Source organism: Pseudopedobacter saltans DSM 12145, from assembly GCF_000190735.1.
GTDB lineage: Bacteria > Bacteroidota > Bacteroidia > Sphingobacteriales > Sphingobacteriaceae > Pseudopedobacter > Pseudopedobacter saltans.
The window spans coordinates 4,197,854-4,220,459 of record NC_015177.1 but is presented as its reverse complement, the minus strand read 5'-3'; the positions used below and the strand labels follow the sequence as shown (position 1 = coordinate 4,220,459).

The 22,606-nt window shown below is 37.7% G+C and carries 18 protein-coding genes and 1 tRNA gene; 8 read left to right on the top strand and 11 right to left on the bottom strand.

Annotated elements, in window-relative coordinates; all coding sequences use genetic code 11:
• Window positions 1–194 precede the first annotated feature (194 nt).
• From PEDSA_RS17790 to PEDSA_RS17745, 9 genes are all read right to left on the bottom strand, one after another.
• A complete protein-coding gene (locus tag PEDSA_RS17790) occupies window positions 195–1,808 on the bottom strand; it encodes an MFS transporter (RefSeq protein WP_013634556.1) in 1,614 nt (537 codons plus the stop codon).
• 18 nt (window positions 1,809–1,826) lie between these two features.
• Window positions 1,827–2,705: an ROK family protein gene (locus PEDSA_RS17785; protein ID WP_013634555.1), complete on the bottom strand. Its 879-nt coding sequence runs from the start codon at window positions 2,703–2,705 to the stop codon at window positions 1,827–1,829.
• Window positions 2,706–2,914: 209 nt separating this feature from the next.
• Window positions 2,915–5,158, bottom strand: coding sequence for a GH92 family glycosyl hydrolase (locus tag PEDSA_RS17780; protein ID WP_041537548.1), 2,244 nt, complete (start codon window positions 5,156–5,158; stop codon window positions 2,915–2,917).
• A gap of 595 nt (window positions 5,159–5,753) precedes the next feature.
• Complete coding sequence (locus tag PEDSA_RS17775) at window positions 5,754–8,330, bottom strand: Kelch repeat-containing protein (RefSeq protein WP_013634552.1); 2,577 nt, start codon at window positions 8,328–8,330, stop codon at window positions 5,754–5,756.
• Window positions 8,331–8,556: 226 nt separating this feature from the next.
• Window positions 8,557–9,558: a zinc-binding dehydrogenase gene (locus PEDSA_RS17770; protein WP_013634551.1), complete on the bottom strand. Its 1,002-nt coding sequence runs from the start codon at window positions 9,556–9,558 to the stop codon at window positions 8,557–8,559.
• Between the two features lie 228 nt (window positions 9,559–9,786).
• Window positions 9,787–10,395 carry a superoxide dismutase gene (locus tag PEDSA_RS17760; protein WP_013634550.1) on the bottom strand — a complete coding sequence of 203 codons (609 nt, stop codon included), beginning with the start codon at window positions 10,393–10,395 and terminating at the stop codon, window positions 9,787–9,789.
• 102 nt (window positions 10,396–10,497) lie between these two features.
• On the bottom strand, window positions 10,498–10,971 hold the full coding sequence (locus tag PEDSA_RS17755; protein ID WP_013634549.1) for a nucleoside deaminase: 474 nt from the start codon (window positions 10,969–10,971) through the stop codon (window positions 10,498–10,500).
• An 11-nt stretch (window positions 10,972–10,982) separates the two neighbouring features.
• The gene (locus PEDSA_RS17750) at window positions 10,983–11,321 is read right to left on the bottom strand and encodes a tRNA-binding protein (RefSeq protein ID WP_013634548.1); all 339 of its coding nucleotides are present in this window, start codon (window positions 11,319–11,321) and stop codon (window positions 10,983–10,985) included.
• A gap of 2 nt (window positions 11,322–11,323) precedes the next feature.
• Window positions 11,324–12,061 (bottom strand): DUF4197 domain-containing protein, encoded by a 738-nt coding sequence (locus PEDSA_RS17745; protein WP_013634547.1) that lies wholly within the window; start codon window positions 12,059–12,061, stop codon window positions 11,324–11,326.
• Between the two features lie 161 nt (window positions 12,062–12,222).
• On the opposite strand from PEDSA_RS17745, the gene PEDSA_RS17740 reads away from it, so the two are divergent.
• The 7 genes from PEDSA_RS17740 to PEDSA_RS17710 all read left to right on the top strand — a co-directional run bounded on the left by PEDSA_RS17740 (window position 12,223) and on the right by PEDSA_RS17710 (window position 20,947).
• Window positions 12,223–12,792, top strand: coding sequence for an RNA polymerase sigma factor (locus PEDSA_RS17740; protein WP_013634546.1), 570 nt, complete (start codon window positions 12,223–12,225; stop codon window positions 12,790–12,792).
• Window positions 12,785–13,999 (top strand): TonB family protein, encoded by a 1,215-nt coding sequence (locus tag PEDSA_RS17735; protein WP_041537145.1) that lies wholly within the window; start codon window positions 12,785–12,787, stop codon window positions 13,997–13,999. The genes PEDSA_RS17740 and PEDSA_RS17735 overlap by 8 nt, the downstream gene beginning before the upstream one ends.
• A 1-nt stretch (window position 14,000) precedes the next feature.
• Window positions 14,001–15,875, top strand: a complete 1,875-nt coding sequence (locus tag PEDSA_RS17730) for a M1 family metallopeptidase (RefSeq protein WP_013634544.1) — start codon at window positions 14,001–14,003, stop codon at window positions 15,873–15,875.
• Window position 15,876: 1 nt separating this feature from the next.
• Window positions 15,877–16,464 (top strand): Crp/Fnr family transcriptional regulator, encoded by a 588-nt coding sequence (locus PEDSA_RS17725; protein ID WP_013634543.1) that lies wholly within the window; start codon window positions 15,877–15,879, stop codon window positions 16,462–16,464.
• A gap of 151 nt (window positions 16,465–16,615) precedes the next feature.
• A complete protein-coding gene (locus PEDSA_RS17720; RefSeq protein ID WP_013634542.1) occupies window positions 16,616–17,482 on the top strand; it encodes a pirin family protein in 867 nt (288 codons plus the stop codon).
• Window positions 17,483–17,611: 129 nt separating this feature from the next.
• Window positions 17,612–18,598 carry a hypothetical protein gene (locus PEDSA_RS17715; protein WP_041537144.1) on the top strand — a complete coding sequence of 329 codons (987 nt, stop codon included), beginning with the start codon at window positions 17,612–17,614 and terminating at the stop codon, window positions 18,596–18,598.
• Between the two features lie 84 nt (window positions 18,599–18,682).
• Window positions 18,683–20,947, top strand: a complete 2,265-nt coding sequence (locus PEDSA_RS17710; protein ID WP_013634540.1) for a Tex family protein — start codon at window positions 18,683–18,685, stop codon at window positions 20,945–20,947.
• 214 nt (window positions 20,948–21,161) lie between these two features.
• Here the strand turns inward: PEDSA_RS17710 and PEDSA_RS17705 are convergent, their stop codons facing one another.
• On the bottom strand, window positions 21,162–21,398 hold the full coding sequence (locus tag PEDSA_RS17705) for a hypothetical protein (protein WP_013634538.1): 237 nt from the start codon (window positions 21,396–21,398) through the stop codon (window positions 21,162–21,164).
• 50 nt (window positions 21,399–21,448) lie between these two features.
• Window positions 21,449–21,925 (bottom strand): Lrp/AsnC ligand binding domain-containing protein, encoded by a 477-nt coding sequence (locus PEDSA_RS17700; RefSeq protein ID WP_013634537.1) that lies wholly within the window; start codon window positions 21,923–21,925, stop codon window positions 21,449–21,451.
• 165 nt (window positions 21,926–22,090) lie between these two features.
• Here PEDSA_RS17700 and PEDSA_RS20190 point away from each other — a divergent pair.
• A tRNA-Tyr gene (locus PEDSA_RS20190) sits at window positions 22,091–22,183 on the top strand.
• Window positions 22,184–22,606: the final 423 nt, after the last annotated feature.

Here is a 22,606-nt window from a genome sequence, read left to right as displayed (position 1 = left end):
AAGAAAGCAAAGGCTTTCGTAAAGAGCACTAAGGCTTTGCTTTGTGCTCTTTGCGTGTTCTTAGTCCTCTCTGCGGGTGAGATAATCTACCAGGCTTCAGTTTTTCTACATATTGGTACTGATACCAGATAGTATAAATCCTCGAAAGCCTGATTAATTTCTTCGTTAAAATAGATGAAAAATAAAGTTTAATGTTAATGTTCTCCTTCTGTCTGGATTTCGCTAACGTCAAATCCCTGTTTTTTCAACTCCTTGCTTACCTTCCAGGCAAAGAACAGCAGATAAATAAAACAGATAACCGGGATAAAATATGATTTATGGATTCCGCTGTTATCTGCAAATATTCCCTGTACCGGTGGGATTATAGCGCCTCCCAAAATCATCATAATCAGGAATGAAGATCCCTGACCGGTATACTTACCTAAACCGGTAACAGATAAGGAGAATATACTGGGCCACATAATAGAGCAGCACAAGCCTCCGCTAATGAATGCATATATAGCAAGATCCCCGCTTGATAAAAGTCCGATAACCATTGCAACAACTCCAAGGACGGAGAACGTAGCCAATGTTCTAGCCGGCTTTTCCTGGCTGTAAAAGAAGCCTAAAATCATAATAGCCACACATATTGCATAAGGATACATCATATCTATATTGGTACCCGTGATATGGTTGGATACCAAAATAACTCCAAATGCTACAAAAGGAACAATTACCGTAAGAATTCTTTTTGCAGTTTTGCTGATATTAAATACCGAGACAGCACCTGTCCACCTGCCTATCATTAAGCTCCCCCAATAGAGAGAAATAAATGGCGCAATAGTCGCTTCCGGATAGGAGCCGAACTCGGGGGTATGCAACAAAGCTCCAAAATTACTCTGAATACTCACTTCTACACCTACATAGGTAAAGATAGCTAGCATACCCAGCATTAATTGCGGGTATTTCATGGCTCCCCATCCTTCGGGATTCTTTTTCGATGCAGAGAAACTTAGGAATAATGTTAACACAATAATAACTAATGAAAAATAAACATATAAAGAGGCGGATATCCCTGTCAGCGATTCCAGTGGATGGGCAGCTAAAATCAATATAAAAGCCAGTAACATCACCAATAAAGGTGTATTTGTTCTAGGGCTGGCTTCTACTGTTTCGTTACTTCGTACATCCGGCAGTTTTGATACTGAAAAGAAGATAGCGACAGCTATAAACAATCCCGTTAGGATATAATACAAAGAGTTTATTGCCGTTATCTCCACTTGTGCCGCTTCTGCCCCAGCCGCAGTCCCAAACAGCACTATACTCACTATAATCGGCCCTAAAAGGGAACCAAAGTTGTTTACCCCGCCTGCTAGATTTAACCTGTCGGCACCGGTTTCTGGTGTACCCAGCGCTACCGCGAAGGGATTTGCAGCTATCTGCTGTAATGAAAAACCCAATGCGATAATAAAAAATGAAGTCAGGATCAATCCAAAAGAGCCTATGTTTACCGAGGGAACCATTGCTATGGAACCTATTGCCGATATCACAAGCCCGTAAATAATCCCGTTCTTAAATCCTATTTTATTCAGTATATCTACCTTTAATAATTGCGAGGCAAAATAAAGGATCAGTGATCCTATAAAGTATCCTCCATAAAATGTAAAGTCGATCAACTGAGATTCAAATTGTGTTAAATCGAAATGTGCTTTACAGAACGGAATAAAAATGCCATTCGAAGCCGCTACAAAACCCCAGAAAAAAAATACCGTTACCAGGGTATACAGTGCAGAAGCATATGTCTTGTTAGTTTGATTTAGGTTTCCCATGTATATAATTAGTTATGTTTATAATTGCTTTAAGGTATGGAACTGTGCGGCTCCTCCTATTAAAGCGGCTCTTTCTCCAAGAACAGAAAGGTAAATAGGAATAACTTTCCCAACCGATTCATATAGTTTTTGTTTTATATTATCAATAAAGAAATCTTTGGCTTTCGAAATATTCCCGCCAAGAACCACTACCTCTCCCTGTTCTTTTTGAATAAAATATGCTAAAAATGAAGCAAGATTGTCACTAAACTCTTCAAACAGTTCCTTCGTAATCTCATGATCAGGGTATTTCTCTACAATTTCCTTTACGTCTTTTACAGATTTACCTGCCCTTTGCTGGAATTGTCTGACAAACCAGCGGGAGGATATACATTCTTCAATAATATCTCCTTTATACGGGGTACACCACAGATTAGCATCGAAAGACTCCCCAGATTTCATATAGGCCGATCCCAAACCCGTACCTAGGGTTAGTCCAACCGCTACTGAACAACCTTCAAGACTACCTTTATATATTTCGCCCTGAAGAAAACAAGCAGCATCATTGTTTAACCGAATATTTTCTTTTGGGATATCCAGATGGTAGGCAATCAACTCCTTTACATTAAGACCGTACAGTGAATCATATTTGTGCAGGTCTTTGATATAGCTTATGCCATTTTCATAGTCGAACGGACCCGGCATTGCTATACCTAATTTTTTTTCGCTCTGTGGGCAGGTATTAAACGATTTAGCTATTGCACTACACCATGCTATAATAATTTCTTCCGCAACAGCAGCCGAGTCAACCCTTTCTCTGATAAGACTTTTATCAATTATCTCCAAAGTATCCAAATTCACCAGGGCCACGGTAATGTGGGAGCCTCCGATATCTACTCCCGCTACTATATTATTCATATTTAATTGCCATTTATGTATTGTCCTGAACACGTTATCAGGCAAACGCGTTATCGGGTATTAAAAAACGGCGATCCCCTCTCTTCCTAAGAATCAAGGGATGTCTTCGACAAGATTCGCCGTCTATCTTCCAACCCTCATGAATATTTATTATTGTAAATAAGTCTTTTATCTATCAGATAGAAATATGACTAAATATTCCTGATTATCTACTTTTCAATACCCCAGGCCTTATTGGGCAATGGTCCCATTTCTAATTCTAGAAGTCCTCCGTTTGCGATATCATGCTGTGCAAACCAGGTTTTATTCAGAACTTTTCCATTAAGCCGGGCCGATTGTATGTACTTATTTGTATTAGAAACACCATTCGCGATAACCGTGAACTCCTTTCCTCCAGTCAGTTTAATTACCGATTTTTCAAAGAAAGGGCTTCCTATTGTATAAACGGGAATTCCCGGTGTCACAGGATAGAATCCTAACTGGGAGAATACCACAAAAGAAGAAAGCCCCCCTCCGTCCTCATCTCCCGGAACGCCCATTAAATCGTTCCTAAACCATTGATGGATAAGTGTTCTGATTCTTTTTTGCGTTTTCCACGGCTGGTCTGCATAGTTATACAGGTATGGGATATGCAAAGAGGGCTCATTGGCCATGGAAAACTGGCCTACATTGCCTGTATGGTCCGGCAATTGTGCATAAAAACTAAATTTAGAATCGCCTAAAGGCTGGTTGAACATATCATCAAGGTATTTCACAAACTGTTCTTTCCCCCCCATCAGTCTAATCAGGTCTTCAATATTATGCTGTACATCCCACCTGTATATCCAGGCGTTGTTTTCTCCGTAATATTCCCTTGCTCCCTGCCCTCCGGAACGGACATAATCGAAAGGTTCGATAAAATTCCCTTTGTCATCTTTAGGGTGAAAGAACCTGGTATTTTCGTTAAAGAGATTGCGATAGTTAAAAGACTGCTTCATAAATAGCTGATAATCTTCCTGATGTCCAAGTATTCTGGCCATTTGTGCCAAACACCATAAATCATAGGAGGTACCCAAGGTAACAGCTACTGGCTGTCTCTTTTCGAAATGATGCACCTCCGGGATTGTTTCCTTTTCCCCTGGATACAAAGCAGGGATATATCCTTTCCCTTTAAAGAATTCATCCAGCTTTCCGGCTGGCATTGCAGACCATGGAGCCAATGTTTTTTCTGTCAAAGCGCCTTTAGCTGCCTGATACGCTTTTTCAAAATCAAAGGTTCTTATTCCCTTTTCATAAGCATCCAGCAAAGAGGCTACACCATGATTGGAATTCATCCTTCTGCTATCTCCATTGATCTCAGGAAAAGTTGGCAGCCAAAAATTGTCCATCTGTTCGGACATCCTGACAAAGGAATTCAGTATATCGCCTTCTTTCTTCCCGTCTATCAATACGTTTAACGGATGATGGGCTCTGTACGAATCCCAGATCCAATCGTCTGTATAAAAAGGGCGGCCGCCATCTTTATGCACTTCCCCGTCAAAACCGCTAAAGTATCTTCCGTCTTCCGAAATATTTACCGGACGCTCAAAAGTTCTGTATAGTGAAGTGTAGAAAACGTGTTTATCTGATTCGGAGTTCCCGCTAACCGTAATTTTCCCTAAGCTTTCATTCCAAACCTCTTTCCCTTTGTTCTGCACCCTAGCTACATCAAAATCTTTTATTTCACGGGCTAAATTTGCTTTGGCCTGATTTTCATCGATAAATGAAATACCGTACTTAAGCCTGATATTGGACTCCTTACCAAAAGTCAGTATCAGACAGGCGTTATCTCCTGTGGCTTCCACTCCCGAAACAAGGAACTTGTTCTTTAGTACCTTAATATCCATTGGTGCATGGTCTGGTTCAGCATAGATGTAAACTTTGGTATTGTTTCCAATTTCCTGGCTGCCCGACAGTCCTTTCCCATCCCATTTCAACGTTCCCTTTTTGGAATTAAACATTAAATACGGAGCACTGCTGTCTGAAAAGTTCAGGGAATAAATAGCGGATTGATGAGAGACTCCAAAATCAACTTTAATATTTTCATTTTCCAGATAAACACTATAGGCATAAGGCTTTATTACCTCCTGGTCATAACTATAGTCGATAACAGGTTTGGACGTATTGATTTCTCCCTGCGAAGGACTTAAGTTAAAAGCAGAACTGCCCCTATGGCTGGTTACTATTAACGGTAAACCATGCAATCTGTCTCCGGTAAAATCTCCCCGCTCGGGATAAACCCTTAACAGACTATTCGGTAAATGGATTGTCGGATAAGTTGGTACCAGCAAATGGCTTATGTTACCCATATAAGGGTTGACATAGTCCACAGGAGAAAGATTGTTATCCTTTTTTGACGCACAGGCCATTCCGATCCCTAAAATAACGGGAACTACATATATTGATAAATATCTTTTAGGTCTTGTGAATTTCATTCTTCGGAACATTCGCTTTATAGTTTTGTGTATCTTTTAAGTTCTAAACAGTTATGTACTAAATCTGTGTATATAGATTAATAACAATCTTATATGTGAAGAACACTTTGTTTATTCTATCCGGCGAAATAAGTTTCTATTAATTAATAAATACTTAACAAAATATTAACACAACATACTAGTATTAAAAATAAAACATAAAGCAATGTATATCAATCATTTAATTTTATCCAAAAAAAGATAAAGGAGTTTTTAAGTTCCACCTGACAGGAACTAATCATATACCATTATATCAACAAAATAATAGACCTTAGAAAAAAACAGTACTTTTTTAGCGCTGAATAGGGAAGAGATAATTAGAATGATACATAGTACATGACAAAAAATTATTGTCATTTTCCAAGAAATCCCCTTAACGAACGAAGCGAAGTCTGCCTTGACGGCAGTCGGGTAATCTCCAAGTTTGCACAGGCTCTTTTTTCAGAAAGCCTCCGCCTGGGTAGGTTGTTCTTCGTCAAAGAAGTAGAAATTTATTCCGTAGATTATTTCGTTCCCGAATCGAGTTCCGAACAGGCTATTCTTCCTCTCAATAAACTCATTCCAGTATTTCATGAAAACTTTTATGGAATTCTTCTCCATAAATTTGTTTATATTCTTTATTAAAATTCTCGAAAGCAGACTTCGCTAAAGAATGTTTTCCAAGATGAGCCAGTGCTTTACATTTAAAAGTCATAGCTTCTTCGTTTACAGGGTCGAAATAGAATATATAATTTGCCAGGCTCACTATAAACTCGGGGTCTTCGTTTATCTGAATCTTGGTCATATACTGTAAATAAGTATCTATGATATCATTTGAGATATCTGATTTAAATTGATCTAACCATTCAGATTCAAGGTTTGACAAAAAGCTACCTTTTTGAACGATTGCAGTAAGCTGATTCAGCTCAGTTTTTGTCAGTTCCTTTTTACTGCCCACAATCTGCAGATATTCCTTATAGTCTACATCAACATCAGAGGACAGTTTTATTTTCCAATAACCTGTTTCCTTCGAGATCTGACATCCATCTAATTTATCGAGAATGGTTTTTAATTTTGCGATGTTAACCGAACGATTATTACGCGCACTTTCAACCGTTTTATCAAACCAAAGTATTTCAGTCAACTTTTCGGAACTAATACCGCGTCCCCACCTTAAAGTGTACAAAAGGACTATTAGAAAAAGCTCCTTAATAAGAGGGGTAAACAATTTGGTAATATCATTTCCATCTTTGTCAAACAGCTGAAAATCACCAAATAAAAACACCGAATTTTTATGAATTCCCTTAGTATCGGTATGGTGTTGCCTTTCAATCTCGACATTTTTAATCTCTTCAGTATGCTTATGATTATCCTGTACTACTTCAGTTGACAAATGCCCGGTTTCTTCAATCTTATCTTTTACTCGTCTACTTCTTTTCCAAATCAAATACGCAATAAGTCCAATTAGAAAAATAACTGCCAGAACAATTCTATAATAAGATTTATTGAAAGAATTTAAATCTGGCTCACTGCTTAATATTGTAGGTTCCACCGGGCTGGAAAGTGTATATATTTTAATTTTTGTTTTATCAGCTTTCTCATCTCTGTAGAGCGTAACTGCAACAAATTTTTCCAGATTTTCACAATAAAACAAATCTGCAAAAGAGTGTATATCATAAAATTCATAAGGAATTTTATTCCCTAAATAGGTATACTCCGAGCCATCCAACCTCCCCCTTATCAGTTGCAAAGACGAATTATACTTGTGATTTGGAAATACCAAAGCATAGTAGGTATTTTCTTTTTCATTAATAATCAAAGAGTTTGCAAAAGCAAACTCTTCCTCATTAGAGTCCAGTTCAAATAATTTTCTAAAACTCTTTTTTTGAGGGTCAAAGAATACCATATCATAAATATTCTTTGGATTTAGTATTTGCTCTCCTGAAGAACTTCCATAACCTCCAATAATATAAGCTCCGGAATTAACAACTCCAAGTGCAGCCAAATATCTGGGCGTAAAGTATCCTGTTGTATTTTCTACTGTCCATTCCTTTTTATTAAAAGAATATCGATTGACTTCCTTTTTATATTTATACTGTCCATATCCGCCTATGATGTAAAGAGAACTGTCTTTAGGAAAATAAAATTTATTCGGATGCCAATAATTAGTAATATTAGCCGGATATATATACGATTTGTCCCAGGCAGCTGTTGAAAAATCAAAAGTAGAAACCAGCTTCTGATCAACATAAAAGTTCATCAGCTTTCCGTTCTCAAATAATGATTGATTACCGCTTAGCAAATGATGTTTACCAGATAGGTATGGTATCGAATTCAATGCATTGGCAGCTATATCCAATGTATATAGAGAATCCTCACCAATAAGATAAAGCTGTTCCTTTTCTTTATTAAAAGCTATACTGCTGGCTCCCGAAGTATTAAATTCTTTTAAGAGGTTCCAATCATGATGCTGCTCCCTGATCCATATCGGATTGATTACTTTTCCATCGGCCTTTTCAATACTTTCTCCTACATCAGTTCCTTCCAGCTCGTTTAATTTCCAATCGTATAATTGTCTTTTGTTTTTATCTAATATTTCGATGTTCTTTACCTTCATTGGCGGAACATCTGTTACTTTAAATTCCTTATAAAGATTATTTGCGCCAAAGAAAAGTTTATAACATGACCCCTTAAACTTGATAGGCTGAATATACTGTTTACCGTTGGCCGTAACTATTAATTGCTGCTTTTCTCTGTTGAAAAAGAACTGCAATTTAAACCATTTTTTATACAGTTCATCGACACGTATATCGAAAGCGATATTTGAAAATTCTTCGCCGATAATAAGCTTAAAGTGTGTATTCTCCCGAAACCTTTCGTCATATATAAGATCTATATTTTTATTATTCTGGTCGATAAGTCGAAATATATATCCAAAATGAGCCGGAGATTTATGTGCAAAAGCAAAATCGAATTGCAGCATAAAAGAATTTTCAAGGCATATTCCTTTGTTAGAACTTAAATCTAATCCCGTTCTTTTATCCTGTACGACATCATGACTATTAAAACTAAGACCATACGATTGTGCGATTATTGAAAGCGGTAACAATAACAGCAAACTGCAAACAAACAAAATTTGATACTTAGGTCTCATACTAGTTAGGTCTCAGATCAGTACTTTTCAAGAAGTATTGAAAATACAGAGAATAGCAAAATAACAGAATTTTATTTTTAGCTAATGATAATTTGTCCATAAACTTTGCAAGACAACAGAACACTAAAAATAGTATGTGCCTATTTCAATTAAGCTGATGCCTTCCTGCTCTTTAAATTTTTTAAAGTTAGGAAATGCTTTTTAAAATATGGTTTACATAAGAATATTATTCCGTTACATCCAAAACAATCTTCCCAAACTGATCGCTATTTTCCATCAATTTTATAGCATCATTAGCGTCCTCCAGCTTATAAGCGCTGTCGATTATGGGATGAATTTTATGATCTTCTATAAAAGACAGCATCGCTTTGAAATCCTGTGGCGATCCCATTGTAGAACCTAAAATCTGCAATTGTTTCCAGAAAATAATCCGGCCATTCAATTCAGGTAAATTACCTGCGGTTCCTCCAAAAAATACAATTCTGGCCCCGGGATTAACATAATTGAAATGTTTAGCAAAACCAGCCCCCAGTGCACTGTCTATGATTACATCGAAACCGGAAACCTTTTGCAGCAATTGCTGATCCCAATCATCCTCTTTGTAGTTAACACCGTCTATTGCCCCCAATCTTTTTGCAGCTTCTATTTTATCAGCATTGCCTGAAGTTACGTATACATTCGCTCCTGCTGCAACAGCCCAAAGTATAGCAAATGTTGATGTTCCTGCACCTGCACCAACGATGAGTACATTGTCGCCTTTTTTTAATTTAGCCTTGCTAAAAAGAGCCCTGTAAGCGGTAAGCCCTGCCAGTGGAATTGCAGCCGCTTCCGAGAAGCTTAAATGTTGGGGCTTTTCAAACAGACTGCTCACCGGAACCTTCACATATTCTGCAAAGGTTCCGTCTTTTGGCAGTCCCAGTATATTAAAAGCTTTGGATTGAAATTCCTCGTGATCTCCCCAAAGCAAAGATGGATTGATAATAACTTCTTTACCGATCCAATACTTATCCGTTTCGTCTTTTACTTCTGATACAATTCCGGCCCCGTCAGATCCAAGAATAATCGGAAACTTCAGTCCGGCATATTGACCTTTTTTTATCCAGAAGTCCCTTCTGTTAAAAGAAGCTGCCTTCACTTTTACTAAAGCTTCCCCTGTTTCTAAAACAGGATTTTCTACATTTTTATATATAAATTCTTGATTTATTCCTTCGAGGACCAATGCTTTCATTAGCTTCTAAATTTTGCTGCTATAAAAAATATGATGGCTAATATAGCTATAACAACAAAAATACCTACGTAATATCCTGCTTTAAAAACTCCTTCGAATAAAGAACAACTGCTTAAAAATGTAACGCAAATCAGGGCGATGATAGATAATGTTTTGTTCATAGTATAAAAAATAAAGGCAGAGGGATTAATTTCCCTCTGCCTTTATTACATTAAATTTAATGCCAAACTATTTTGCTTGCGCAAAACGCTCTGCTACTGCATTCCAATCAATCACATTCCAAAAAGCTGAGATATAGTCTGGTCGTCTGTTTTGATATTTTAAATAATAAGCATGCTCCCAAACGTCCATTCCTAAAATTGGAGTACCCTGTACTTCTGCTACATCCATTAATGGGTTGTCCTGATTTGGAGTAGAAGTTACTGCCAGTTTACCATCAGCACCAACGATTAACCAGGCCCAACCAGAACCAAAACGAGTTGCTCCAGCCTCTGCAAATTTAGTTTTAAAGTCTTCGAAAGAACCGAAAGCCGCATTAATCGCTTCTGCTAATTCTCCTTGTGGAGCACCACCACCGTTAGGGCCAATAACAGTCCAGAAAAGTGAGTGATTATAATGTCCACCACCGTTATTTCTAACAGCTACCGGATACTTAGAAATATTTTTATTGATTTCTTCTAATGAAGAATCAGCACCTTCCTTACCTTCTAAAGCTTTATTTAAGTTAGTAACATAAGCCGCATGGTGTTTTCCGTGATGGATTTCCATAGTTTGTTGATCGATATGCGGTTCTAATGCGTCTGATGCGTATGGTAACGCAGGTAATTCAAAAGCCATAATTTTATATTTTAAGGTTATACAATATAATTTATTATTAATAATTCTATTTCTACAAAGATAAACTCCCTGATCAAATAATTGTTGAATGATTGTTAAGTTTTATTTTAATCTCTTTTTCAAGAAAAAATTTCTCATCAATGCAGCACATTCTTCACTCATCACTCCTCCAACTATTTCCGTTTTTGGGTGTATAATTTGGGGATTTAAACGACTATATCCTCTCTTCTCATCCAATGCTCCAAAAACAATCCTGCTAATCTGTGTCCAATAAGAAGCACCGGCACACATAACACAAGGTTCTACGGTTACATATAAAGTACAGTTATGTAAATATTTTGCTCCAATAGTGTTACTTGCCGAAGTAAATGCCTGCATTTCTGCATGGGCGGTAACATCGTTCAGGCGTTCCGTCAGGTTGTGCCCCCTACCCACAACCTTACCATTAGCAACAATAATCGCACCAATCGGTACTTCGTCTTTATCAAATGCCAGAAGCGCCTCTTTATAGGCTTCCTTCATGAAAAACTCATCTGCAGCTTCCCGGCTCTGTTCTTCAAAAGAATAAAATTTCATATCTCAAAAGCTTAGCAAAGTTTAGCTCCGTCCGGAACTTTTTTATCCACAACGGTTATACAAACATTGCCTTCTTCATCATGAAAACCCGTTAGTAAAAATTCAGACATAAACTTCCCAATCTGTTTTTTCGGAAAATTCACGACTCCAACTATTTGCTTTCCTAAAAGCTCTTCTTTGTTGTATTTAGCTGTAATCTGTGCACTTGTTGTCTTAACTCCCAGCTGTTCTCCAAAGTCCACGCGAACTTTATATGCGGGCTTTTTTGCTTCCGGAAAATCAAGTACTTCAATAATAGTTCCTGCTCTTAAATCTACTTTTTCAAAGTCCGCCCAATTAATTACATCCATTGTTATTTCTTTTGCTGATCGGCGTAAGCAAACACTTTTTGCATTAAGGCGGTAGATCGGGCACTTACATTTTCTCTTATTTTCAACTCTTCTGCTGCAACCTCTACGAAAAGCCCCTGTATTGCCTTTTCGGTAACATAAGACGTTAAGTCTGTAGTTACAGGTTTTACTGTAGGAATCTTGTTATAAGCAGTAGTCAATTCCGTCCAGTACTTAGTTGCACCAACCTTCGCAACGCTGGAGTTCACTATAGGTTTAAATTTTTCGGTAAGTGCAGCTGTGGTGGTTCTTTTAAAATATTGGGTAGCCGCATCTTTATTCCCCAGCAGGATATTAGTTACATCCTGAAAAGTCATTTGTTTTATAGCATTTACCAAAATAGGTTTTGCTTCTTTGGCAGCATCTTCCGCCGCCCTGTTTAAACTTGTAATTACATTATCACACAAAGAATTGAATCCTAAAGAGCGCAGGGTAGATTCTACTTTCCGCGCTTCCTCCGGCATTAAAATCTTAACAGCTGCATTTCCCAAAAAACCGTTGGTAGCCGAAAGTTTGGTGGTACTATATCCCGCTCCATTTTCAAGGGCCTGCTTTAGTGCAGTTCCTATTTCTGCATTTGTCGGTGTACCCATTGCATTAACTATTGCCCCACCGTATTGGTTAGCTACCTGATTTAAACTATCGCAGCCTGAAACTAAAAAAGCCCCTGTTAGTAAGGCTACTACTCTTATTTTCTTCATTTTTAAGATTTTCACAAATTTAAAAAACTTAACGTTTGTTACCCTGTTTTACGCAAAAATCATTTTATTAATGTAACGATTATATGTATTTTTACGTTATACACATAAGATAATACGTGTAATATTGAATGAATATTCCATTTAGCTTAATTTAGCTTTTAATGAGTATAGCTCCAAGTAATAACAAACTTCACGATCTAGACCAGGAATGGATAACGGAATATAAAACTTCCGGAGATTTAGCTGCTTTGGCCCGCCTTTACGAACCTTATGTCCCTTTAGTTTACGGTGTAGCTTTAAAATATTTTAAAGATGAGGAAAGAAGTAAAGATGCGGTCATGCAAATCTTCGAGGAGCTTATCTCTAAAATAAAACAGCACAATATTCATCATTTCAAAAGCTGGCTTTATACACTTTCCAGAAACCATTGTTTAATGGAAATCCGTAAAGAGAAATCAAATCCAATAATTTTTGACGAAAGTTTTATGGATTTTGAACCTTTTATGCATCTATCTGAAAAAGAGCAAACTGAAACCAAGCTTATCGCTATGGAGGCTTGTCTCGAAACACTTAATATTGAGCAACGGCAAAGCATTACCTTGTTTTATTTACAGGAAAAATGCTACACAGAGGTAGCAAAAGAAACGGGATATGATTTAAAAAAAGTTAAAAGTTATATTCAAAACGGTAAAAGAAACTTAAAAATCTGTTTGGAGAAACAAAGTGAATAAGGACAACCAGGATATTGATTTAATAAAAAAATACTTGCGTGGACAATTAAGTCCCGCTGAAATGCATCGTTTAGAAAAAAGAGCCCTGGATGATCCTTTTCTTGCCGAGGCCATGGAAGGTTATGAAAATTTCCCAAATAATAGCCATTCCTTAAACGAACTGAAAGTAAGGCTTAAAAGCAGGACGGAAAGTAAAATTTCTAAAAACACCAACACACCACCTGTTAATTTTAAAATATGGTCTTTAGCTGCCTGTGTGGTCATTTTAATAGGTTTATTCAGTATTTATTTAAACCAGCCCAAACAGAATAATTTTTCCGAACCCTTAACAAAATCCAGCCCTCAGATACTTCCTCCGCCGGGTAACGCCCGTGAAAAAAAAACCATATCTCCGGATATAGCGGCCGAGACTTCAATCGAAGATATGATATCAAAGACAGAAGTTATAGCTGCCAATTCTGAAAGAAAAAAAGAGAAAGAAGATACTCCTACGGCCGACGATATTGTGGTTGAACAGATTGCCAGAACCACAGCAGCCCCATCTATGATTGCCCCTGCTGTAGAACCAGCCTTAACCCCTATGGCGAAAAAGGAAAGTTTGGCTGAACCGGACGCATTTGTTTCCTTGTCCAATACCAATACCCTTTCAACAAAAACAGCTAAGGAGGCTGATTCCATTGCTACAAAGGGAAAAATAAAGGACTTAAGTACGACGAAACCTATTGATGGTGCCATAATCAAGGATGTTAAAACAAACATCAGAGTAGTTAGCAACGAAAATGGTGAGTTCTTTTTCCCTTATAAGGTCAAGAAAATAGCAATATATGCCAAAGGCTTTCAAAGCAGAGAGATCGAATTAGGCCCCCTGCAGGAAATCAACATCAATCTCAACCCAAATCCTTCATCCGCCGACATTCCCGTAAGGAGTATCAGAAGAAGTACCGTAGTCGTTGGCCCATACAACGGCTGGGCTGCTTTCAGAAAATATCTTGATGAAAATAGTGAACTGGAAAGTGGAGAAACTGGCCATGTTATTGTGGAGTTTATCATCAAGCCATCCGGAGAATTATCTGATTTTAGGGTACTTAAAAGTTTAAGTAAACTAGCTGATGCAAGGGCTATAGACCTAATTAAAAACTATCAAAATTGGCAGGGAGCTTCCGATGGCTACTCTAACAGAGTGAAAGTAACTGTAAGATTTAAATGATATGCTGAAAAAGCCTTTAATGCTTATTTGCATCTTATTGACTATCCTTTGGGTAGCCTGTAAACAGAACACTAAACCTCAGAACGACAGCGAAAAAATTGTCGACCCGCATAGTTATGCAGAGCCCGAACATGTGAAGGTAAAGCACCTGGATTTGGATTTGGACGTAGATTTTAAGCAACAAATAATTAAGGGAATTGCCGTCTGGACAATAGAGAATCCAAATAAATATGACGAGATTGTTTTTGATACCAAAGGTCTGAATATCCAAAAAATCGTTCTGGATGATAAAACAAGCGAAGAACCTTTCTATGCACTGGGGGATGAGAATGAAATATTTGGCCAGGCCCTAAGCATACAAATCGCACCCGAAACAAAAAAAGTAAGTATTTACTACTATACTAACCCAGGCGCTGAAGCGCTGCAATGGGTTGCCCCTGCCCAAACCTTTGGCAGGCAATCCTCTTTTCTATATACACAGTCACAAGCAATTCTGGCCAGAACATGGATCCCTTGCCAGGACAGCCCTTCCATACGTTTTACTTACAATGCAAAAGTGAAGGTCCCTAAAGAATTCCTTGCGTTAATGAGTGCCGAAAATCCTCAGAAACGAAATTCTGATGGCATTTATACCTTCCAGCAGAAACATCCAATTCCTTCTTATTTAATGGCCTTAGCAGTAGGAGATATACGGTTTAAAAAAATAAACGAAATGAGCGGTGTCTATGCCGAACCGGCAATGCTGGATAAAGCAGCTCACGAGTTTGCAGATGTAGGCAAAATGCTTAGCGCCGCCGAAAGCCTGTATGGGAAATATCTTTGGGGACGTTATGATATTCTGGTTCTTCCACCAAGTTTTCCGTTTGGCGGCATGGAGAATCCTAACCTGACCTTTGCAACGCCAACGGTGATTGCCGGAGACCGTTCTCTGGCGAATCTTGTCGCACATGAACTAGCGCATAGCTGGAGCGGAAACCTGGCAACAAATGCTACATGGAACGATTTCTGGTTAAATGAAGGCTTTACCATGTACTTTGAAAGACGAATTATAGAGAAACTGTATGGTAAGGATGAAGCGGATATGCAGGAGGTGCTGGGATATAAAGATCTTGAAAATGGCATCAAAGACTTTGGCAAAACACATCCCGACACAAGGTTAAACCTGGATTTAACAGACAGAAGTCCCGATGATGCAGTTACAGATATCGCTTATGAAAAGGGCTTCCTGTTTTTGAAAAACATTGAGCTGGTAGTGGGAAGGGAAAAATTTGATCATTTTCTAAAACAATACTTTGCAAAGTATGCATTTAAAAGTGTTACGCTTAAAGACTTCGAGGATGAATTGAATAACAACGTGATTAAAGATGATGAAAATTTAAAAACTGCTATCAACGCCTATGGCTGGATTTACCAACCTGGTATTCCTAAAAACGCTAAACTGCCACATAGCGCAAGATTTGACGCTATTGACGCCTTACGTTCGGGTTCTATACAAGGACAGCCAGCAGACAAACTCAGCAGAAATATAAACAGCACAAACGAAAAGCTTTATTTTATCCAGTCTTTACCGGATACGATAAGCTTAAAGCAGATGCAATATATAGACAGTGTCTTTCATTTCACAACATCACATAATAGCGAAATACAGTACGCCTGGTATCTATTAAGTATTAAGAAAGATTATCAGCCTGTTTATTCTTATTTAGATACTTTTTTAAATACCGTTGGTCGGAGAAAGTTCATAGAGCCTCTTTATAGCGAACTATTAACCACAGAGAAAGGAAAAAAAATGGCAAAGGATTTTTATGAGAAGAACAGACCAAATTATCATGCGGTATCAACCCGCACTTTAGACAAACTTTTTAGTAAAAAATAGATTGGAAGAAGCCATTGTTATTTTTAGGAATTATCTACAACAAACAACTCCGGTTACCAATGCCGGGTTCGATAAACTGCTACATTATTTAAAGGCTAAAAAAATAAGTAAAGGACAATTCTTACTCAGAGCAGGGGAAATCTCCAGAAACTCGTTCTTTACCGCCAAAGGCATTTTACGCTCTTATACGATAGACAAACAAGGCAAAGAGCATATCATCCAATTTTCTCCTGAATATTGGTTAACGGCCGACAGAAGCAGCTCATTCTTCAACGAACCGTCTTTCTTATACATTGATGCCATTGAGGATTCAGAGATTGTAATCATTGACAATCAGTTTTTTGATCAGCTTACCATACAATGTCCTGACTTCTCCCTGTCCAATACCCACTCTTTGCATCAGCACATCAAGCAAATACAAGATAGGGTAAATTTACTCCTGGGAGCAACCGCCGAAGAGCGCTATCTTGACTTCATCAGATTATATCCTGAACTGTTAATGCGTATTCCTCAATGGATGATTGCCTCCTATTTGGGCATCACACCAGAGTCCCTAAGTAGGGTAAGGAAGGACTTATACCGGAAGTGACACTGTTGATGGTTAATGGTCCATGGTCGATGGACAATAGTCGATAGACTAATGACTCAATGAACTATCGACGATACTCTCTTTCTTAACATACATCAATGCACAGATCCTTGTTCTGATATAACTTTGTATTATCAAAAAAGGAGATATCATGAAAACAAGAAAAATTGAAGCTGTTTTGTCACCAAGAGATCCACATATGGTGGGTGATGGATTCAGAGTACACAATTTCATTCCAAGTATGTATCCATTAAGCAAAGAAAGGATGAGTCCTTTTATTATGCTAGACTATAATTCTAAATTTTATTTTCCGCCAACCGACCAGCCCAGAGGTGTAGATGTACATCCGCACAGAGGTTTCGAGACTGTAACGATTGCCTACAAAGGAAGTGTTGCCCATCATGACAGTGCCGGAAATAGCGGTATTATAAAAGAAGGTGATGTGCAATGGATGACTGCTGCATCAGGTATTCTACACAAAGAGTATCATGAAAAAGAGTTCAGCAAAAAAGGTGGATTCTTTCAAATGGTACAACTTTGGGTAAACCTGCCTGCAAAAGACAAGATGTCTGCACCAAAATATCAGGAAATTACCAACGAAAACATCAAAAGAGTAGCTTTAGAAAATGGTGAAGTAGAAGTTATTGCCGGCAATTACAAAGGAAATCCGGGCGCAGCAAGCACCTTCACTCCGGTAAACCTGTTGAATGTTTCTTTGAAGAAAGATGGAAAGGCCGATTTCAATTTTCCGGAGCATTACAATACTGCACTTTTGGTGATAGAAGGTACAATCATTGTGAATGATTCCAGAAAAGTAGCCGGAGATCATTTTGTATTATTTGCAAATGATGGAGAGGATTTTCAAATCGAAGGCGTTGAAGACGCAAAGGTACTGATCTTAAGCGGAGAGCCAATCGACGAGCCTATTGTTGCTCACGGACCTTTTGTAATGAATACAAAAGAAGAAATTAACCAGGCTTTTGAGGATTTTTACGCAGGAAAATTCGGTAAACTTTAATAATTATTAATCCATTATACAAAAAGCTGTCTTCGAACAGCTTTTTGTATTTGTACCAGTGTATCACCACAAACATAAAAAGCGTAAGGGTAATAAAACTTAAACTGTATGCGAATATGTTTACCCTTCATGATTATCGTTACAAGTTTAATGCTATTCTCATGTGCCAGTATAATTAACGGGCCGAATACACAGGTTCAAATTAATTCTGAAAACTCATTGAAAGTAGTCGTTCAGAATGATACCATTAATATCGATAAGTCCGCCATTATAAACCCCAGAAGAAGTTCACAAGCACTTTCATTAAAAGTTATCACGCCTGACACGAGTTTTGTAAGCAATATTCAGCCTGTAAGTTCTCTTGCCTACTATTTTAATATTACGGCATTTGCAGGTTATGGCTTGGGATTTCTAGTAGACCGTACAAAAGACAAAAGATACACCTACCCTATCAAACTTTGGATAAAAGGTAACAAAATATATGATTACGATCATAAAAATCCCGAATTCGCCTTTAGTGGTATCATTAAGGTGACAGCCAGCAATTTATTTGATTTTAATGATTTCCTTGAACCTTCTGTCTATTACGAAAGAAAGTTAAACAACTATTCTTCTTCTACCTTTGGTATCGGTGTTCCTGTCAGTCAGTTTAACACTAGAAGAGTTCCAAAAGGCTATAGGCTTGGCTACGAGCATAAATTTTATTTTCAAAACAAAGTTCCATTCGGCCAATATATTAGTTTAGAATTTAGTCATCTTTGGGTTAAGCACCTTGCCGAACTCGGCTTTATCAACGAAGATATAAAAAGAGAATGGACCGGGTTGTTTGGGCCCAATAATCAGAAATATGAAGAATGGATTCAGGTACATAAGAAAACCTATACAATCAATGTAAAATATGGGTACCAGCAAAAAATCATTAATCGCTTTTTTATTGATCTTAGTGTAGGATTAGGTTTAAAAAATAGGGATATTAAACACACTGGCAGATCTAGACCCCAGGACGCTTTCTATCAACCTTGGTTAGATATTTTCAATGAATACGCTGAAGTTAAAGAAGGAAAAACCTGGAGAATGACGCTCCCTTTTAGCCTTAAATTAGGCTATAGCTTTTAATAGCTGACAAAAAGATATTCTAAAATTTATTTTGCCTCTTTGCCTTATTTTACCAACTTCGCTTCCATTTAAATTTGAAAACAAATGTCAGATAAGCATATTTACATTGTTGCGCAGGAACTGAGCGTAGGAAGCAAACAAGTGAGCGCGACGCTTAATCTATTAGACGAAGGTGCTACAGTACCTTTCATTTCACGATACAGAAAAGAGCTAACCGGCAGCCTGGATGAAGTTCAGGTAACGGCTATCAGAGACAGAATACAACAATTAAGGGAGCTTGACAAAAGGAGAGAAGCCATCTTAAAGTCTATAGAAGAACAGGGTAAGTTGACAGACGCATTAAAAGCACAGATTGAAGCTGCTGAGACCATGTCGGCACTGGAAGATATTTATCTGCCTTACAAACCTAAGCGTAAAACTAAAGCTTCTGTTGCCCGTGAAAAAGGTTTGGAACCTTTAGCACTTTCTATTTTAGAGCAGGACAAAAGTACGCCGGAAGAAGAGGCTGAGGCTTTTATCAGCGAAGAAAAAGGTGTAAATTCTGTTATAGAAGCCTTACAGGGTGCAAGAGACATCATTGCTGAAAACATTGCCGAAAATGCAGAAGCAAGAGCAAAAATAAGGGAATTATTCCTGCAAAAAGGAACATTCAAATCAGAAGTTTTTAAAGGTAAAGAAGAAGAAGGGATCAAATATAAAGACTATTTTGAATGGGAAGAACCTATTAGTTCGGCTCCTTCGCACAGAATTTTAGCTATGCGCCGTGGAGAAAAAGAATTGATCCTGAAACTGGATGTGCTTCCCCAGGAAGAAGACGCTATCGAAATTCTGGAAAGACAATTCATTACCGCAAATAACACCAAATCTGCTCAGGTAAAACAGGCCCTGGAAGATGGATATAAACGCCTTTTAAGACCAAGTATGGAAACCGAGGTTCGTTTATTGACCAAACAAAAAGCTGATGAAGAAGCTATTTTAGTTTTTGCAGAAAATGCCAGACAGTTACTTTTAGCTGCTCCTATGGGGCAAAAAAATGTAATGGCTTTAGACCCTGGATTCAGAACCGGCTGTAAATTGGTATGCCTGGACAGACAGGGCAAGCTTTTGGAAAACACAACCATTTATCCGCATACCGGCGCGGGTCAATTAAAAGAAGCCGAACAGACTTTGAACTATCTGGTTAAGAAACATGAGATAGAAGCCATTGCCATTGGAAACGGTACTGCCGGCCGCGAGACAGAGGAATTTGTCAGAAAGCAGCAAATCCCTAATGTACAAATCGTAATGGTTAACGAAAGTGGGGCTTCCATCTATTCCGCATCGGAAGTAGCCAGAGAAGAGTTTCCAGATCATGATGTTACTGTCAGAGGCGCTGTTTCAATAGGTAGAAGATTAATGGATCCTTTGGCAGAACTGGTAAAAATAGATCCAAAATCAATAGGTGTAGGGCAATACCAACATGATGTAGACCAAAATAAACTACAAACGTCCTTAGACGACACGGTAATAAGCTGTGTGAATGCTGTAGGGGTCGAACTGAATACAGCGTCTAAACAAATATTGGCCTATGTATCGGGTTTAGGGCCACAGTTAGCACAAAATATTGTTGAATATAGAAATACAAACGGTGCTTTTAAAAACAGAGCATCACTCAAAAAAGTACCTCGTCTGGGCGAAAAAGCATTTGAGCAGGCGGCAGGTTTTTTAAGAATAAGAAATGCAGAAAATCCACTGGACACCAGTGCTGTCCACCCCGAACGCTATGGATTGGTTGAACAAATGGCTAAAGACTTAGGCTGTAAGGTAGAAGATTTAATGAAAAATGAATCTTTAAGAAAGCAAATAGACCTAAAAAAATATATAAGCGACGAGGTTGGTTTACCAACACTACAGGATATCATAGCTGAATTAGCCAAACCCGGAAGAGACCCACGCGAACAGTTTGAAGCTTTCTCTTTTGCTGATGGCATTAATACCATAAACGACCTGAGAATCGGAATGAAACTCCCGGGAATTGTAACCAACATTACAAATTTTGGTGCTTTCGTAGATATCGGTGTTCATCAGGACGGGTTGGTACATTTAAGCCAAATGTCAGACCGCTTTATTTCCAATCCTAATGAAGTTGTTAAAGTTCAGCAAAGAGTAGAGGTGACAGTAACCGAAATTGATACCGCCAGAAACAGAATTGGCCTGTCAATGAAAGGGAATGGACCTGCTAAAAAAACTGATAAATCTCAGGACAGAAAAGAAAATTTTAAAAACACGAATAAAAACGAACGCAGGAAACCGGAACCAGAAACGGATATGCAGAGCAAATTAGCTGCATTGATGGGTAAGTTCAAATAAGTATTTTGTAAAGTTTAAAGTCAAAATTTCAAAGTGAAAAACAGCTCTATAAATGGGAGTTTTCAAACCCATACAGTGTGCATAGAGTAACTGAGGGTAGACGGATATTATAAATCAGAGTCTATATAAATAAAAAAAGCTGTTCAAATGGAAGTCATCATTGTAGACGATCTCTTTTTGAACAGCCTTTTATCAATTACCCCGTATAGATCTCCTAATCTTCAGTTTGAGGATGAGTAGGCTTATTTTTTATAGCCGGTTCGTTTTTTAATCCCTCGAATTGCTTTTCGGCATTTCCATTTTTCTCTTTATAGGAGCCCGAGCCTTTATCGTCCAGATTTTCCTTCCTGCGCTCACTCTCCTTACTTGCCCTTTCCATCTGCTCTTTAATCCGGGCATCCATATGTTGCTGGTCTGGGCCAGATTCCCATTTTTTTTCTTTGCTTTCCATAAGTTTTGGCTATTTGATGCAGGAGAAAAAACTCAAACATCCTGCCAAGCTTATTTAAGCGTAATTTGTCTTTTAATACTTTCTTCCAGCGATATGATAGTCTCGGTACGTTGTATACCCGGTATAGCCTGAATTTCTTCGTTTAAAACCTTACGTAAATGAGCAGTATCTCTACAGATCACTTTCGCAAACATAGAATACGCTCCAGTACAATAATGTAATTCTACGACTTCCTTTACATCTCTTAGTTTTTCCACCGCCTCATTATAAGTAGATCCTTTCTCCAGAAAAATTCCTAAAAAAGCACAAATATCATAGCCTACTTTTTGTGGATCTATTATCAAATTAGATCCCTTGATAATGCCCATATCCTGCATTTTTTTCATGCGAACGTGGATTGTACCCCCAGAAACGATCAATTCTTTCGCAATTTCCGTATATGCTGTAGTTGCATCATTCATTAAAATAGAAAGTATTTCAATGTCCAGATTATCAATTTCTAAATTTGAACGCGTTTTATCAACCATATTTTTGTCATTCACTAATACCTAACAATATTAAATAAAAAAATAACAAATTTTAAAATATTTTATTGTAAAATTTGTAAATTTTAACGTTTAGCACTATCTTTGTAGCGTAAACAACGATAAGAAAGTAGAATTTTTAAAGTTGTAGCGTACGTTTTGACATACTGTAGGGTGGTGAAATGGCAGACACACCTCCTTATAATGGTGAAGAAAGTTCAAAAGACTGGATTCTTGTAGGTTCGACTCCTACCCCTACAGCCCTTTCGTTTAATTTAGGTTTATAATTGGTTAGTTTAAGCTCCACTCTCCCCGTTTGGAGCTTAACTTTTTTATAGACAGTTAGGTTACACAAATCCAGAATATCTTTCTTCTAAAAGATTTTCTTATCAAAGTAGTAAATACAACTGTTTCTCAAAATGCTATCATAGTTTTACTTAACAATAACATTTTACTTTTGTATAATTAACTCAATACCTTTTTTCCAATAACCAACCTCCTTGCAAAAATTAATTACGATTGCACCAATATGATTTGATTTTAATGATATATCCGCCTTAGCAAATAATTATTCTTTATTACAACGTTTAAAAATACCAAAAATCCTTATCGTATCGCTCATTATAAATCGGATAATTGTACCGTTACTAATATTTCGTTAACCATTATAAAAACAGATTGAAT